The 15,297-nt window shown below is 50.1% G+C and carries 14 protein-coding genes; 6 read left to right on the top strand and 8 right to left on the bottom strand.

From position 1 onward, the window contains the following. Positions 1–122: 122 nt before the first annotated feature. The 3 genes from BLS15_RS13600 to BLS15_RS13590 are packed head-to-tail and all read left to right on the top strand — an operon-like array spanning position 123 to position 2,598. The gene (locus BLS15_RS13600) at positions 123–803 is read left to right on the top strand and encodes a chromate transporter (protein ID WP_090512037.1); all 681 of its coding nucleotides are present in this window, start codon (positions 123–125) and stop codon (positions 801–803) included. A gap of 57 nt (positions 804–860) precedes the next feature. After that, entirely contained in the window at positions 861–1,397 is a 537-nt protein-coding gene (locus BLS15_RS13595) for a chromate transporter (protein ID WP_021256143.1), read from the top strand. Then, on the top strand, positions 1,390–2,598 hold the full coding sequence (locus BLS15_RS13590) for an ROK family protein (protein ID WP_090512033.1): 1,209 nt from the start codon (positions 1,390–1,392) through the stop codon (positions 2,596–2,598). The genes BLS15_RS13595 and BLS15_RS13590 overlap by 8 nt, the downstream gene beginning before the upstream one ends. Before the next feature lie 237 nt (positions 2,599–2,835). On the opposite strand, the gene BLS15_RS13585 is transcribed toward BLS15_RS13590, so the two are convergent. From BLS15_RS13585 to mutY, 4 genes are all read right to left on the bottom strand, one after another. After that, positions 2,836–3,351, bottom strand: a complete 516-nt coding sequence (locus tag BLS15_RS13585; RefSeq protein WP_021256145.1) for a hypothetical protein — start codon at positions 3,349–3,351, stop codon at positions 2,836–2,838. Between the two features lie 185 nt (positions 3,352–3,536). After that, on the bottom strand, positions 3,537–4,061 hold the full coding sequence (gene def / locus BLS15_RS13580) for a peptide deformylase (RefSeq protein ID WP_021256146.1): 525 nt from the start codon (positions 4,059–4,061) through the stop codon (positions 3,537–3,539). A 415-nt stretch (positions 4,062–4,476) separates the two neighbouring features. Then, entirely contained in the window at positions 4,477–7,254 is a 2,778-nt protein-coding gene (locus BLS15_RS13575) for an endo-beta-N-acetylglucosaminidase (protein WP_090512030.1), read from the bottom strand. A 244-nt stretch (positions 7,255–7,498) separates the two neighbouring features. Then, positions 7,499–8,593 carry an A/G-specific adenine glycosylase gene (gene mutY, locus BLS15_RS13570; protein ID WP_021256148.1) on the bottom strand — a complete coding sequence of 365 codons (1,095 nt, stop codon included), beginning with the start codon at positions 8,591–8,593 and terminating at the stop codon, positions 7,499–7,501. 202 nt (positions 8,594–8,795) lie between these two features. On the opposite strand from mutY, the gene BLS15_RS13565 reads away from it, so the two are divergent. Further along, positions 8,796–9,173 (top strand): c-type cytochrome, encoded by a 378-nt coding sequence (locus tag BLS15_RS13565; RefSeq protein ID WP_090512026.1) that lies wholly within the window; start codon positions 8,796–8,798, stop codon positions 9,171–9,173. A 172-nt stretch (positions 9,174–9,345) separates the two neighbouring features. Continuing rightward, positions 9,346–9,621: a hypothetical protein gene (locus tag BLS15_RS13560; RefSeq protein WP_021256150.1), complete on the top strand. Its 276-nt coding sequence runs from the start codon at positions 9,346–9,348 to the stop codon at positions 9,619–9,621. 400 nt (positions 9,622–10,021) lie between these two features. On the opposite strand, the gene BLS15_RS13555 is transcribed toward BLS15_RS13560, so the two are convergent. The 4 genes from BLS15_RS13555 to BLS15_RS13540 all read right to left on the bottom strand — a co-directional run bounded on the left by BLS15_RS13555 (position 10,022) and on the right by BLS15_RS13540 (position 13,324). Further along, positions 10,022–10,966: a phosphotransferase enzyme family protein gene (locus tag BLS15_RS13555; protein WP_021256151.1), complete on the bottom strand. Its 945-nt coding sequence runs from the start codon at positions 10,964–10,966 to the stop codon at positions 10,022–10,024. A gap of 20 nt (positions 10,967–10,986) precedes the next feature. Continuing rightward, positions 10,987–11,388 (bottom strand): holo-ACP synthase, encoded by a 402-nt coding sequence (gene acpS / locus BLS15_RS13550; protein ID WP_021256152.1) that lies wholly within the window; start codon positions 11,386–11,388, stop codon positions 10,987–10,989. A gap of 155 nt (positions 11,389–11,543) precedes the next feature. Then, positions 11,544–12,374, bottom strand: a complete 831-nt coding sequence (locus BLS15_RS13545; protein ID WP_083545264.1) for an ABC transporter permease — start codon at positions 12,372–12,374, stop codon at positions 11,544–11,546. Beyond that, a complete protein-coding gene (locus BLS15_RS13540) occupies positions 12,371–13,324 on the bottom strand; it encodes an ABC transporter ATP-binding protein (RefSeq protein WP_021256154.1) in 954 nt (317 codons plus the stop codon). Before BLS15_RS13540 ends, BLS15_RS13545 begins: the two co-directional genes overlap by 4 nt. Positions 13,325–13,770: 446 nt before the next feature. On the opposite strand from BLS15_RS13540, the gene bioA reads away from it, so the two are divergent. Beyond that, positions 13,771–15,156, top strand: a complete 1,386-nt coding sequence (gene bioA, locus BLS15_RS13535) for an adenosylmethionine--8-amino-7-oxononanoate transaminase (protein WP_090512021.1) — start codon at positions 13,771–13,773, stop codon at positions 15,154–15,156. Positions 15,157–15,297: the final 141 nt, after the last annotated feature.

The following is a 15,297-nucleotide window of genomic DNA, read 5'->3' as shown; positions in this document are numbered from 1 at the left end:
AATTCAAATTCTTCATATTACAGATCATTTACATCTATTAGTTAAATAGTTTATTCCAAAATGGAATTAAGTGCGTTATACTGAAGCTACCATACCACTGAACGGAAGGGATGATAATCACCATGAATCAAAATGCTCTCCGTCCCGCGCAGCGAATAAAGAAGCGCACCCTTCTCCTTCAATTGTTTCTGACCTTTAGCCAGATTGGACCGACCACCTTCGGCGGCGGTTATGCAATCTTGCCTGTCATCGAACGGGAAATCGCCGAAAAGCGCAAATGGCTAGAAGCAGATGATATGGGGGAAATCACTGCACTAGCTGGTGCCGCCCCTGGCGGAATCGGTGTCAATGTCGCCGCACTCGTCGGCTATCGCATTGCCGGCCTATCCGGACTTGCCGCAGCAGTCATCGGCATCTCCTTGCCTACTATTGCCATTATGCTGTTATTATGCGCAGGAGCAGCCGGACTACGTGATCAACCGTATGTGCAGGCAGCATTGTTCGGTATTAAACCTGCTGTCGTTGCACTTATTGTATATGCAGCCGTGCGTCTGGGCACGCGCACCTTAACCAATGTGTTCACATGGACCATCACCTTGACCACATTAGCACTGCTGTTCTGGACTTCACTCCACCCCGTTATCATGTTAGCCATTGGAGCAGCCGCTGGTCTCGTACTGAATTGGATCACTCGCAGCAGCTTTATGGGCGACCATCCACACGACCGTTCCAAGCCACCGCGCACAAGTAATAGCGCCACCCGCTCCCGCCAAGCGAAGCAGCACAACAATAGAGCGGTCTAGGTTGATGGAATAGATATGGTTAGCCTCCCATAATCGAACAAGAAGGATGGATGCACCATGTTATGGGAACTCTTTTGGACTTTTTTTAAACTAGGATTTGTCTCCTTCGGAGGCGGATATGCGATGCTTCCGGTTATTGAACACGAAGCATTGTCTCATCACTGGATGACTGCAGAGCAGTATACGGAAGCAATCACACTCGCTGGCATGGCTCCAGGCCCTATTGCAATGAACAGCGCCGTATATGTTGGGTATACTGCATCTGGCTTGATCGGCAGTATTGCTGCATCGCTTGGAGTTATCCTGCCATCTGCAATCATCATGCTGCTTATTGCCACTATTTTCTACCGCGTGTATGATAATCAGTGGGTGCAGTCTGCACTTGACGGCATGAAGCCAGCCGTAATCGCACTGATCGCCTATGCGGCGGTCAACATGGCGATGCATTCTGGGCTCACGGCGAAGTGGACATTATCATCATTCATTCCAGTCGCAATCTTCGCCTGTGCACTGCTTGCGCTGATGAAGCTGAAGCTCCATCCGATAGCCGTCATCCTATTGTCAGGAATTGCGGGGATTGTTATATATGGATAAATCATTGGATCAACACATTCCTTCCTCCAAAGCGAAGGAAATCTTTCAATTCATTCGACGTACCGATGAAATCTCGAAGCTGGACTTGCTCCAATACAGCGGGCTTACGGTCAGCACACTGACTCGTGTATTGGAGGAGCTAACTGCGCTTGGACTCATCGCTGAATGCGGGTTTGGCGCTTCGACTGGCGGACGCAGACCGATTCTATACCGAGTCGTTCCTGATTACGGCTATGCATTCGGCCTTGATATCTCCCGCACCTCTTCCCGCCTCGTCATGCTGGACATGGCCGGAAATAAGCTCGATACATGCGAATGGGAAATGACTGCACTCATGACACCGGAATACTTGTTGGCAGAAGTAACGAAGCAGATTAAGCACTGGACGGGCAAGCATAAGCTCAGCCCAGATAAGGTACTCGGTCTTGGAATCGGCGCCGTCGGTCCGCTGGATCGATTCGAAGGTGTCATCTTGCAGCCTAGCTTCTTCCCTTCTCCAGGCTGGGAGAATGTCTCGATCGTCAATGACTTGGAACGACAATTGAACATGCCTATCATGCTCGATAATGGGGCGAACACCGCAATTCGGGCAGAAGCGTGGGCCAATCGAGCAAGAGATGTCCGGCATATGCTGTACGTACATGTCGGCATTGGGCTCCGTTCCGCGATGATGTCCGAAGGCAAGCTTATCTATGGGGCTGTCGACATGGAGGGCTCACTTGGGCAAATGATCATTCAGGCAGATGGCATTCCCCCACGTACAGGGAACGGCAACTACGGCTGCTTGGAGTCATATGCCACCGTATACGCCATAGAACGTGAAGCGAACGCACTCATCCGAATGGGTCGCCGCAGTCTGCTTGAGCAAATCGCGGGGGCAAGCTCCGACATTTCATATGCGCATATTATGGAGGCGCTGCGGCGGCGTGATCCACTGGCGACCGAGATTGTAACGCAGGCTGCTACTTATTTCGGCATTGGGTTAGCCAACCTGCTCAACGTTCTCCATCCAGAGAAAGTGGTGCTTGGCGGACCGCTCATGAACGCGAATGATTTATTTTTCTATACCGCAACACAAACAGCTATTCGCAAAACCTATCATTATCCGCAATATCAGGTCATGTTCAGCAAGGGCAGCTACGGTGACGAGGCGCTTGCGATCGGCGCTGCCTTCATGATACTGGACAAGATCACTGCATAAGAATGCATAAGGCCAGACACTAGACACTAGGGCATATAATCAGAGTGCTGGTGGCGAACAAATAGAGGTTCTGCTCACTGCAGAACCTCACTCTTCATTCGATAATAATTGCTTGCAATTGCTCACTCCATGGACTCTCTTGCGCTTCTGTACATACATGCCGAATTGTGTAAGTGGAAGACCGCTTATACAAAAAAAAGGCAGTGCTGAGCACCGACCTCCCCTTTCGTCATCGCCTTATAAATGACCCTGCCGCTGTAGTAATTGAAGATAGTGCACATAATACTCGTTGTTCAGTGAACATTCTTCCCCTTGAGGAATCCCCTTCATAATCATAAGATCATCAACTAATTCATAACACAATCCCTGCACGGTAAATCCGAGCATATGCTCCCCATCTTCACTAGTGAGTACAACTCGAAGCAGCTCTCCATTTCGAATCCGAATCCATTCCTTCTCCGATGGTTCCGGAGGCCTATGTTCAGCTTCCCGCTCCTCATATCTGGCCTTATGCTCTTCTTGAATGCCCTTCTCCGTATCACTATATATCCGGTTCAGAACATCACGATCCTCAATCTTGAAGCACTTGAATACCTGTTCAAAATTCGCCAGTGGATCGCGCTGCAAATCAGCCAGCACCTCTGCTGGGATTTCAATCGCGCGGTACTTCTCCACAAGCATTTTCTCGGCAGCAAGATTCGTATACCTACGGGGAAGCTGCTGCTCCAGAAATCGTTGATGTAGCTCCTCCATCCCTCTGCACCTCCACTTATCGATTAAATGATTACTTCTATCATTCGACCCCAAGCGCCGGAACACTTTACCAATTATTTCCCCACAAAAAGAAGATTCAGCCAACATCCAATACCTTTCGTGTATTCAAGTCTATGAAGCACAGGTACATACTGCGATAAATGGAGGAACTGCCTCTTCCACCCTTAGGTACGCTGTTCTGGGGATGTTAGTCGAAGTGCATGAAACAGCGGCATATGCTGATGATTCGTTCCATGGACAAGATAATCATCCTCTACACGGTCAATGAACAGCACACCGTCCAAATGATCCATCTCATGCTGGATGCAGCGGGCAAAGAAATCCTCGGCCTCCAATGTGACCGTCTCACCATCCCGGTTCATCGTTGTTATCTTAATATATTGATGCCGCTTCACTCTGCCATAGTACCCAGGATAAGACAAGCAAGCCTCCATCCCTTCCTGCTCGCCAGCCGTCTCAACGACCTCCGGGTTAATCAATTCAATCAATCCCTCTCCGACATCCATGACGACAACACGTCGCAAAATCCCAATTTGCGGTGCCGCAAGTCCTGCTCTTCCCTTCTCAGCATACAGGGTATCCTTCAAATCATTAAGCAGCGATATCGTACGCGCATTCAGCTCCGTAACTGGCTTGCAGCGCTTGCGCAATATCGGATCTCCAAAAGGTAAAATGATGCGTTCAGCCATCTCTCTCACTCCTTTCTCTTTAGTAATTGCTATCAACCATTTTACTGGCAGATGGTTTACACATTCTTGAAATCTTAATCACGGTCTACTCGCTATTATTCCCTATGTTCTAGGTCGGAGGCTTCTCGCTTCATTTAACGCCGCTCCCTAAAGTACATGTCATCTTCATTGGAGTCTTCCCTATCCAATATAACATAAATATAATGTCATTATTTTTTCACCCGTTTGCATACCTGTTCCATCACACTATGAACCAACAATTCTCCCTATTCTATCTTCCTCTAGCCTGACACCGGAAGCAATCGAAGTAGAGGTTGTCCACCTAACAATCATTATGCCCATAAAAAAGGGCCTCCCCCACGCCGACCATCGTCGACTATGAGGAAGACCCTCTTATCCATCTTCGAATCTTCGATTATTCAGTAGCTACATTCTTAATGCCTTGCACCTCGAAGCCGTAGATACGAGCTGCTGTATCTCCGCCTTGGGTTGGTTTCTCAACGTTAAGGCGAACATAACGAGCCTTGGTCTTAGCAATCGCGTGCTTGGACGTGCCCTTCTCGTTGTCCGTCACCTTCACAGCATCCGTCCAATTCTCGCCGTCCATGCTGAGCTGAATCGTGAACTCGCGTGTATTGAAGGCAGCCGATTCACCGCCAGCCTCTGCATGGTGTACGATGAACTGCGTTACATCATACGCCTTGCCCAGATCCACCTTCAGCCAGTGCTTCTCATTGCCGACTGCACACCATTTCGTATGCATCTCGCCGTCAACAGCGAAATGCGGCGCTTCACTGTCATTGACGAAGCTGGACGCTTCTGTCTTCGCACCCTTAGCCAAATCCTCTGCCCGGAACGCTGCTTCCTTGGATACCGTAATGAGCTGCGACTTCGTCATTACATCTTCACCAACTGCATTCTTCGCAGTCAGCTTCACTTCATACGTGCCTTCCTTCGCGAAGCTTACCTTCGGATTGCGCTCCTTGCTTGTCTCAGGCGTTCCGCCTGGGAAGCTCCATTCCCATTCTGTTGTCACTTCCGAAGACTTATCTGTTAGCTGTACTTCCTCACCTGGCGCCACGAACGTCTTATCCGCCTCGAAGTCTGCCTTAGGGGATGGATATTCAGGCCAGTCAAACGAAGTCATTGCTACACGGCCTTCCTCATAGTGACGATTCACCGGAACGACTGCTAGTTGCGTCGTCTTCTCCATGTCGCCGCCGCGCTTCATTTCAGACACATAGTAATAGTTGTTGCCTGTTGCGCCCATGAATTCACGGGAACCGTCCGGCTTCACACGATAGACTTGGTAATACTGCACATCGTTGCCCAGCGCTGTCCACGTCAAGCGAGCGTCTGCATAAATGCCGTCACGGACATCGTTTTCAATTATACGTACATCCGATACTTGACCTACAGGAGCCGTCTTCTCATTCTTATCGCGGATCGCAAACTCCCCTACATTTGCCAAGTATAGATTATCATTGGCCTTGCCTTCCACTTGAACGGATACGCCAACAATTTTCTTGCCCGCATATGGGCTCAAGTCATAAGTTGCCTGTGTCCAGTCGCCCTTCGCGCCAGCTGCCTTCGTATCAGAAGGCTTCACAAACGTATATGTATCCGGTGCTCCTTCGAACGCAACACCGATGTTCAGATTAGCAGCTTCCGGTGCATTCGAATGGTACGTCAACGTCATTTGCATAGCAGCTGTCGCCTCTACATCAGTCTTGTACAGCTTCACATTTGAAGAAGCGCCTTCCGCAACCTCGCCCTGAAGCTTCAAGGAACTGCCGCCATAGAAGGAGTTCGAGAAGTCGAAGCTCGGTGCAATCTTCTGTCCAGACTCGTCAACCATCCAGCGCCATGTCGGCAGAACGTCCTGCAGACTGCGGTTGAACCATTCACGATCACGAACCTTCTTGCCGAATACACTGAACTGCGTACCGTTACCTGTATTGAAATGGGTCACGAAGTCAGACTTCGTAATGACCGTCTTATCTACGATATCATGCGCAATGCCACGCCATGCCCAATCGTTCGCCTTCGTCTTGGATGGATCGAGGCTATCGCCTACCCACAGACGCTGCTCCTTCTTCATGAATTCGTCATTCGTCTTGGTTGTATTGAACGCCCAGTCTGGGCGATACAGGCCAAGCGATGTCACCGCGTCCTGACCTTCCGGGAACAATACCGGGAAGTTGTACTCCCCTTGATAACCGCCGCCGCCTTCCAAATCCATACCTGCGAACAGCTCATGGCGATCCCGCTTCAATTGCTCAGCTGCCTTCGGCGAGTTCTGGAATGGCGTTACGTAGTCGTACTTGCCATCCTTCTTGAACTGCCAGCGGAAGTCGATGAACATATTGTCAGCTACTCGCTCCTCCCCATCTTGGAAGAACATCTTATTGTTGTCCGTCAGTCCACCCTGCCATTTCACAGGGCCATCCTTCACCATGGAGTCATACCAGATGATTTCCATATTGGAAGGCTTGATCTTCTGCAAATATTTTAAAAACTTCTGCATATTCTGCGCATCTTCCGGCGTGCCGCCCTGTGTCTCCTGGTTAATGAACCAGCCGTCGAAGCCATAGTATTTCGCGACTTCAATCAGTTTGTCTGCAACAGGGAACGTACCGTCCTCACGCTGCTGGATCAGATCACGCATCCATTCGATTTTACCGCCGTGCTCCTTTTGTGGAAGAAATACGGTGCCGTATACCGGTACGCCATTCTTGTGCGCTGCATCAATTACGTCCGCACTTGGAGGAACGATCAAGCCTTCCCCGGCAGATCCGCCCCACATAATCAGCTTGTCAACATACTGCCAGTAGCTGAACGCGTAGCCATGGAAGCTGTCATTGCCTTGCGATGGTGCACCGCTCGTACTTTTGTACATCGAAGCAAGCGCCATGACCTTGGCGTCTGACTTCGCATTCGGGTTCACCTTCGCTCCTTGTACACGAGAAGTGTCCAGCTTCACGGAGCTGCGGTTGAATGCCGCATCCTTGTCTGTCTGTGCCGACCACGACAATAGCGTATCCGGGTACCAATACGAGGAATGCGGCTGCGCAGCCTCTGCCTGGCCAGCGAAGCCAGCAAGCGATCCAGCAATCATCGCTGTGCTGAGCATCAAGGCAAACTTGCGTTTTATCTGACCTCGGGAAAGTATAGTCGGTTTCAATCGTTTCATTAGAATCCCCTCCAAAGTGACGACTTTCTCTTGATGTTGTATAGACAAATCCAATGCCTCAACAAGCGTATCCGAAGTCTCTCCTAACTTTGGTAACGCTTCCACAATGTTGTCGTGACCATTGTAAACGTTTACGAAATAGAAAAAAAGGGAACTTCCGCCTAAACGGCAAGCACCCTTTAATTTGTCTAGTAAATCTTTAAAATCTACACCAGAATAAATGTCACGAAAGTAACTAAATGGATTACTGAAAGCGGATTTTTAACAATCGCACGAATACATTCGGGAAGGCAAGCTCCTCCATCTCTTCTGGACCTGCCCATTTGTATACGGTATTGTCCTTCGGCTGCAGATTGCGAAGATTACAGCGGTACACGCGCATTTGCCAATGAATATGGCTGAACGTATGCTCCGCATCCATCCAGTGTTCAACGGGCGCAACATCTACCCCCTCCGCTTGCAAGGAATGATGCAGAATCGCATACGACTCAGCGTCGCTCATCCCGACGATGCCCACCTGCTTCGGTACGAGAATATGCGGCAGCTCCCACATCTTCGCCAGCAAGCCGGTATCCGGACGTTGACGGACAAGCACCTTGCCTTCATGTTCTCCAGTTCCCTCAATCAATGCCGCATACCGAAGCTCCGGTTTCGGCGGCTTCGCTTTTGTCTTGATCGGCAGGATAAGCTCTTCTCCTGCCATGCGTCCCTCACAATGCTCCATAACTGGGCAGAGCAGACATGACGGGGATTTTGGCGTGCACACGAGCGCACCGAGCTCCATTAGTGCCTGATTGAAATCGGATGCGCAGCCCTCCGGAATAAGTTCCTGTGCCAAATGCTCCATATGAACACGCGTTGCTGGCTTTGCGATATCATCATGCAGGCGGAAATAACGCGACAGCACCCGCATTACGTTTCCATCCACTGCCGGCTCCGGCCGATTGAAGGCAATGCTCATGATCGCACCGGATGTATATGGCCCAATGCCTTTTAACGCGGACACCTTCGCCTTGTCATTAGGGACTTGTCCGCCGTATTGTTCCTTCACTTCTCGTGCTGCAGTCTGTAAATTACGCGCCCGGGAATAGTATCCGAGCCCTTCCCATGCCTTCAGCACTTCTTCCTCAGGTGCATCTGCCAGCGCCTCAACGGTAGGGAATTTCCCAATAAAGCGTTCGAAATACGGCTTTACCGTCTCCACACGCGTCTGCTGCAGCATAATTTCGGATACCCATGTGTAGTAGGGATTCGATTGACGCCGCCAAGGCAGATCCCTCTTATTCGCCCGATACCAGAGCAGAAGCTCGCGGCTGAAATATCTCTTTTGCTCGTCCATGACGGCCTCCTGTCTCTTGTCTATTGATTTGTCTCTAGTAGGTAGTATTCATCCTATAAGCGCAGTCTCCTTGCCCATTATACATGAAGGGAACCAGTTGTGAACGTTCTGCCAACAATCCACACCAGCGCTTGCAAGAGAGGTGCTGGAATTTCTATACTATTCATATAGAAATGTCCCAATAGAATGGAGGGCATCATCAGTGCCACAACGTCGAATGTTCACACGCTTCATCCCAATTGTCGCCGGTATCGCCTTGCTAGGACTGCTTGCCGGATGCGGCGGAGGAGCAAGTAGCAGCAATGAGAGCAGCTCAGGAAACGCCAAAAAATCAGCTGCACTAGAAGGTCCAGAAGAAGTTGTCACCCTGTATAAAAACAATTGCATGCAATGCCACGGCAATGAAATGCAAGGGATGATGGGGCCAGAGTCAAACCTGCAAAAGATCGGCAGCAAGCTGACGAAGGAAGAGATTGCGAATACGATTGAAAATGGCGGCAAACTCATGCCTGCCCAAGGCGGACGTCTGGAAAAAGAAGAAATCGACAAAATTGCTGACTGGCTCGCCAGCAAGAAGTAGCCTCTTCCCCCTCGAGGCCGATAGCCCTATAAGATAAGTGCTCGATGAGTATTGCCAACATACGAACACCCCATAGTAAGCAAGGACGGCAATAAGCCGTTTTGCTTTGAGAAGCCTATCCTTTCAGCTATAATAGATAATAGAAATATAGGGATCGAAAGGGGATGTTCGAATGGAATACCTATCTATCACGATATCACTCATCACGTTATTCGTATGCTTATCTGTGTACAACAAGGTAAGCGCCATGGAGGCACGCATCAAGGCAATGCAGGTAAGCTATGACCACATCGCCCAAGAAGTCGGCCTGCCTCGACACCCTGTTCAAGACGAGGTGCTTCAGCTTGTACGCGAAGGCAAGAAAGTAGCTGCAGTCAAAAAGGCGAGAGAAGTGCTCGGCTTGTCGCTCGTAGAGGCGAAGCAATATGTAGACGCTCTTGAGGCCTAATGAACGCTTCATGCTTATCAGTATTTAGCAGACTCTTACATAAAAATGGGGTACCCTTGTCGGGACCCCATTTTCTATTTACGCTGTTCATTATTATCCTGGTGAAAAGGTTCCGCTCCCGCTCACATGCTGCCTATCATACCAATGGTCGACAGCCGATTCCCCTACCTCGCTTAGTAATGGAACACGCGACTCCCTACGCTCGCCAAGAGTGAACTAACCGCTTCGAAACCCTTCATTTACCACATCCTCTGTATAGCCACTAAAGCTTAGCTGAAGGTTGCCCGACGCCTGAACTTCCTCAACGTTCGAACTGGCAAATAAGGGCGGACGGACAACCAGGGTCTGTGCATGGACATGGCGAATCAAACATGCACGTTCCGAACTCCCCACTTACCTGCTACACAAGTGAAAATCCTAAAAAATGATCCTGCTGGATGATGGACTGTTTCATATTTTGCATAAAGAGTACTTGCTGATCCGTCAACTTGCTAAAGTCTGCATAGGTATGGTGATAAACATAGGAAAATACATGTCGATAATCGATGAAGTCATTCAATCGTGGTGTAATAAGCCTCGTGGAGCGATGGCTTGTGTAACCTTCCATCATTGCATCATGGAAGCGCTCGGCGAAGTTGCGCCGTTCTTCTGGAGCTTGCACAGTGGAGACAGCATGATAGATGGCGATCGCCACATCATATGCGTACCAATGGTATTCGCTGTCTCCGAAATCAATGATAACTGGGGTATTCTGTTTAATCAGGAGATTGCCCTGATGAAGATCGCCGTGAACAATTCCATACTCTGCGGGGGTGACCGTCTGTTCAGACAACCATTTGCAGTACTGCTTCCATTTGCTCCGCACAGTCGGATCAAGCTGATGATGCTCTTGCTGGTACAGTGCATGCTCCTTCCAATGCGGACGGACAAGAGGAGATCCATCGTAAGCTTCTGAAGCTGCATGCATCTGCGCAAGGGCTGCCCCCCAATCCTTGAATAAGCGTTCATTCCACACTTGCTCATCATGGATCTGGATTTGTTGGCCTAATATCTTCTCATATATCGTAAAAAAGTGAGTTGGCAGGGAATGAACAAGTTGACCTCTTAAAGAAAGCGGTGCTGCAACCGGAATACCGTATTCATGAAGATATTGCACCCATTCAACTTCAGACTGAATATGTGCCGTATTATGAATTCCATGCTCATATAGCTTTATAATGACAGGACTTCTCCCTACAATAGCTGCCTCGTATACATTAAGATCGTAACCACCAATTATATGCAATTCCGACCTGTCGCACCCGATGTAGTCACATACCTCCAGAAGCACGTCTTCCGGCGCCATAATCTTACTCCCCCATTCCACTATGTATCTGACGTACGCCATTCTACAATAGCCTGTGCCGACGCAATGCTCGGCTGGTGCGAGATGCTAAGATGAATGCGATATTCCCTGCTGGACAAGCCGAGCCGCTTCCAAGCAGCTTTGCTCAATCGGGCAATCGGCTTGCCGAGCTGATCCGGCAATATCTCGATGTCTTGGAAGGAGATCACTTCTCCGATTCCCGTTCCAAACGCCTTCACAATCGCTTCCTTGGCAGCGAATCGGCCAGCGGCGAATTCGACCTGCCTTCCTCCCTTGGTCGCATATACGGCCTGTTCGCGTTCTGTTAGTATACGAGCGATAAATCGTACACCGATATGATCATGCAGCAGCTTGTTGACACGCTCAATTTCGATGATGTCATGCCCTAATCCATGTATCATCCTGATCCTCTCCTTCCATGCGGCTTCGCCGATCAATTGCAGATCAACGCTTCCAGATATATACATGAAATTAATCTTGCGGTAATTGTATCACATGCAAGAGGCGCTGCCCAACCTATAACGGCTGACAGCGCCCACATACGCTCCAGAATCAATTATTCGCCTACACGCCATTTCACCAAGAAATGAATCACAAGAATCGATACTATGCTGTACCCCAGCAGTACGATGCTGTTCAGCATGACATCTGTTGTCCATCCTGTCAAAAGTACTCCCCGCATCGCCTCTGCCGCATAGGTGGTCGGAAAAATATAGGCCACCCACTGCAATAATGATGGCAGCTGATGCATATCGACCATGACGGGCGACAGAAATGTAACGAACATCATCAGCGCCTGCACAAGCATATTTGTCAGCTGATGATTCGGCGACCAGAACCCGATGCCTACACCGACGCCAACAACACTGGTCAAGGACAATAGCACAACAATCGGCAGCGCCCATGTAATATGAAAATCAATGCCGTATCCCCATTTCCCAAATGATGCAAGCAATACAAAGGACGGAAGGGCACTCATTAAGCCTTTCAGCATATTGGCAATTACGAAGTTCAGCTTGGATATCGGCAATGACAAGTAGTACGTAAAATGACCTTGATGCTTCTGCCACGATATCTCCTGCCCCATCGAGTTCATCCCCGTTACGATAATACCAAATATGAGGTTGCCGGCAATGACCCGGATCAATGCTTCATGACTCGGATTGTCAGTAAAAGAAATCATGAAGAGCATGGTTGTAAATGGAAACATTGTTGACATCAACAGAACCCACACCCATGTGTCTCGAATGTTGGCGTATTGAATTCGGGTTAGGATTATAAACTCTGTCAACTTCCGCCCAATTCCTCTTGTACCTGCGAATGGGACTGCTGATTTGACTGCAGACTGGCTGACGATATCAGATCTGCTTGCTGCTTCTGATTTCATACATCCTGCACCTCCTGCTCTGCTTGACGATCAATATGGAAATACACATCCTCTAAACTTGGCGGCTTTACCGCGTATTCCTCGATCGGCAAGTGAGGAGAACGAACAATATAATCGAGCACAAGGCTCGCTTCTGATTTGTCTACGAGCAAACGAAGCCGGTTCTCGCCATCAATATGAAGCTGTCCCCACTGTCTCAAAGCCTGCTCGGCAGCCTCACGGCGGCCAAACTCCGTGGTCAGCTCGAATTTGAGCCGCTGATCGACCTTCTGCTTTAGCTTGGCGACCGCATCAATTACTAGCAAGCGTCCATGATTGACCACTGCAACCCGATCCACTACCTGCTCTGCCTCAAGCACGTTGTGCGTAACTAGGATAATGGTCGCCCCTTCACGATTGCGTTCCTTAATTAAATTCCATACGAGTCGGCGGTTCGTGGGATCCAGTTCATTCGTTGGCTCGTCGAAAATAAGGACTGGAAGACGGCCGATCAATGCAGTCCCGATGCCAATCATCCGCCGTTGCCCTCCAGACAAATGCTTTAGCTGCTTATCGCGAAAGTTAGACAATCCCACCATCTCCAGCAACTCCGCTGACTGTCTTACGGCGTCCGCTTTTGTCATTCCTCGCAGGCGCCCGGTAAACTCCAGCGCTTCTTGTGCTTTCAACACAGACAAAACATGCGGATCCTGCGAGAAATAGGCAACCTGCTGTGCCACATATTTCGTATGGCGCGATACATCCATCCCCTTGAATAGCACCTTTCCTTCTGTAGGTTTCAGGTGTCCAATCATCTGCTTGATCAGGGTTGATTTGCCCGCTCCATTGGGGCCAAGCACCCCCAATATTTCACCTTCTTGCACTTGCAGCGAAATATCTACATTCGCCTTCACCTTGCCGCGTTTATACATTTGACTCACATGGTCGAGTTCATAAATAACAGGATTCACGTTCCACCCCTCCCTATATGGTAAATGATACCTATAGGGTTTGGTAGCAACAAGCGACCATCGATGGATCTTATATTCGTTCTCCAGGTGAATAAGCTGCTCCGTCCGTAGACGGAGTACTTATAGACGGCGTTCTCCCTGCTGACGATGTCCTCCATAAGCGGAGTTTCACTGTAGACAGTGTCTCTCTTTAGGCAACGCTCTCCTGTAGGCGAAGTCTCCCTGTAGTTAGTGTCTCTCTATAAGCAATACCCTCCTGTTGACGAAATCCCCCTGCAGATAGTGTCTCTCTTCAGACAATGCTCTCCTGTTGATGAAAATTGCTGCACTCCCCCTGGTGTAAAGTTCTTGCCCTGCTGAATCTTTAATGTTAACCTTTATTAAATATTATTGGTTAACATTAAAGATTCAGAGCGTTCGTTATTTACAAAGGAGCTGGAAATGAGATGGAAACAGAAAAACGGGAATCTCTTCTACATAAGGATCGTTCGTATGTCTGGCATCCCTTTACACAAATGAAGGAGTATGCCGATCGTGATCATGTGTTAATTGAACGTGCGGAGGGCATGTATGTATACGATGCAGAAGGGCGTCGCTATTACGACACCGTGTCTTCTTGGTGGTGCAACCTTCACGGACATGGGCATCCACGCATTAAGGCTGCGATTGCCGAGCAGTTGGATCAGTTCGATCACATTATGTTCAGCGGCTTAACTCATGCCCCAGGGATAGAACTGGCGGAGAAGCTTGTCCAGCTTAGCCCCGAGGGGCTAAATAAGGTATTCTATTCGGACAATGGATCGACTGCTGTGGAAGTGGCTATTAAGATGTCCTTCCAATACTGGCAGCAGATCGGCCGCCCTTCGAAGACAAAGTTCGTTTATTTGGAAGGCAGCTATCATGGTGATACATTGGGCGCGGTAAGTGTGGGCGGAGTTCCGCTCTACCATTCACTTTTCAAGCCGCTTCTGTTCCATGCCCACCGCGTGCCTGCGCCGGATATGCGCACCGCGCGCATATCCGGTCCTGCTCGCGAGCGGGAGGTCGCGGAGGCGGCACTAGCGCCGGTGCGCGAGCTGTTCGAACGCGAGGGTGATACACTCGCGGGCATCCTCGTCGAGCCGATGCTGATGGGCGCTGGCGGCATGATCATGACGCCTGCTGCTTATATGCAAGGCTTGCGCGAGCTGTGCTCTGCGTACGATGTCCACCTTATTGCGGATGAGGTCGCAACGGGGTTCGGGCGAACGGGTAAGATGTTCGCCTGTGAGCACGCCGGGGTCAGCCCCGACATCATGTGTCTCAGCAAGGGGCTGACCGCAGGAATAATGCCGCTCGCGGCTACACTGTGCCGCGACAGCATCTACGCCGCGTTCTACGATGATTACGCGGCGCAGAAGACATTCTTCCACGGCCACAGCTTCACCGGCAATCCGGTGGCGTGCGCCGTGGCCCTCGCTTCCCTGCGCCTGTTCGAGGAGGAGCATACACTCGAACGAGCGCAGGACACCATTGCCGCGCTCAGTTTGGCGATGCGCGGCATTGCCGAGCTGCCACACGTTGCAAATGTGCGGCAGCTCGGGTTCGTTGCGGCGTTCGACCTATATGAGGATGTCGAACACCGCAAACCATTTGCTCCCGAGCAGCGCATCGGGGCGCAAATGTACGAGGCGGGCTTCGAGGATGGACTCATCCTCCGCCCGCTCGGGGACACCCTCTACTTCTGGCTGCCGCTATGCGCCACGCCAGACGATGTGCATGACATCGCCGCTCGCACCATCCGGGTGCTCCGCCGCGTTCTGCAGCTGCAAGCGCCAGCGTGCTTGGAGTAAACAGGGAACCAGCGGAGAAATTAAGCCCAGTTAAACATAAAGAAACAAATCATAGAAAGATGACTGGGGATTCGGATTCGGTCTCGGTCTCGATCGTTGTCTTAGTCTCGGTCTTGGTCTTGGTCTTGGTCTTGGTCTTGG

The sequence above is a fragment of the Paenibacillus sp. cl6col genome (assembly GCF_900102125.1).
GTDB lineage: Bacteria > Bacillota > Bacilli > Paenibacillales > Paenibacillaceae > Paenibacillus_B > Paenibacillus_B suaedae.
Note: the sequence above shows the minus strand (reverse complement) of the source record. Positions and strands in the feature narration are given on the sequence as shown.

Bases quoted from the DNA above. Each gene is read 5' to 3' on its own strand.
- BLS15_RS13575 (WP_090512030.1), bottom strand. From the start codon at position 7,254: ATGAAACGATTGAAACCGACTATACTTTCCCGAGGTCAGATAAAACGC.
- acpS (WP_021256152.1), bottom strand. From the start codon at position 11,388: ATGATACATGGATTAGGGCATGACATCATCGAAATTGAGCGTGTCAAC.
- def (WP_021256146.1), bottom strand. From the start codon at position 4,061: ATGGCTGAACGCATCATTTTACCTTTTGGAGATCCGATATTGCGCAAG.
- bioA (WP_090512021.1), top strand. From the start codon at position 13,771: ATGGAAACAGAAAAACGGGAATCTCTTCTACATAAGGATCGTTCGTAT.
- BLS15_RS13595 (WP_021256143.1), top strand. From the start codon at position 861: ATGTTATGGGAACTCTTTTGGACTTTTTTTAAACTAGGATTTGTCTCC.
- BLS15_RS13585 (WP_021256145.1), bottom strand. From the start codon at position 3,351: ATGGAGGAGCTACATCAACGATTTCTGGAGCAGCAGCTTCCCCGTAGG.
- BLS15_RS13545 (WP_083545264.1), bottom strand. From the start codon at position 12,374: ATGAAATCAGAAGCAGCAAGCAGATCTGATATCGTCAGCCAGTCTGCA.
- BLS15_RS13560 (WP_021256150.1), top strand. From the start codon at position 9,346: ATGGAATACCTATCTATCACGATATCACTCATCACGTTATTCGTATGC.
- BLS15_RS13590 (WP_090512033.1), top strand. From the start codon at position 1,390: ATGGATAAATCATTGGATCAACACATTCCTTCCTCCAAAGCGAAGGAA.
- mutY (WP_021256148.1), bottom strand. From the start codon at position 8,593: ATGGACGAGCAAAAGAGATATTTCAGCCGCGAGCTTCTGCTCTGGTAT.
- BLS15_RS13600 (WP_090512037.1), top strand. From the start codon at position 123: ATGAATCAAAATGCTCTCCGTCCCGCGCAGCGAATAAAGAAGCGCACC.
- BLS15_RS13555 (WP_021256151.1), bottom strand. From the start codon at position 10,966: ATGGCGCCGGAAGACGTGCTTCTGGAGGTATGTGACTACATCGGGTGC.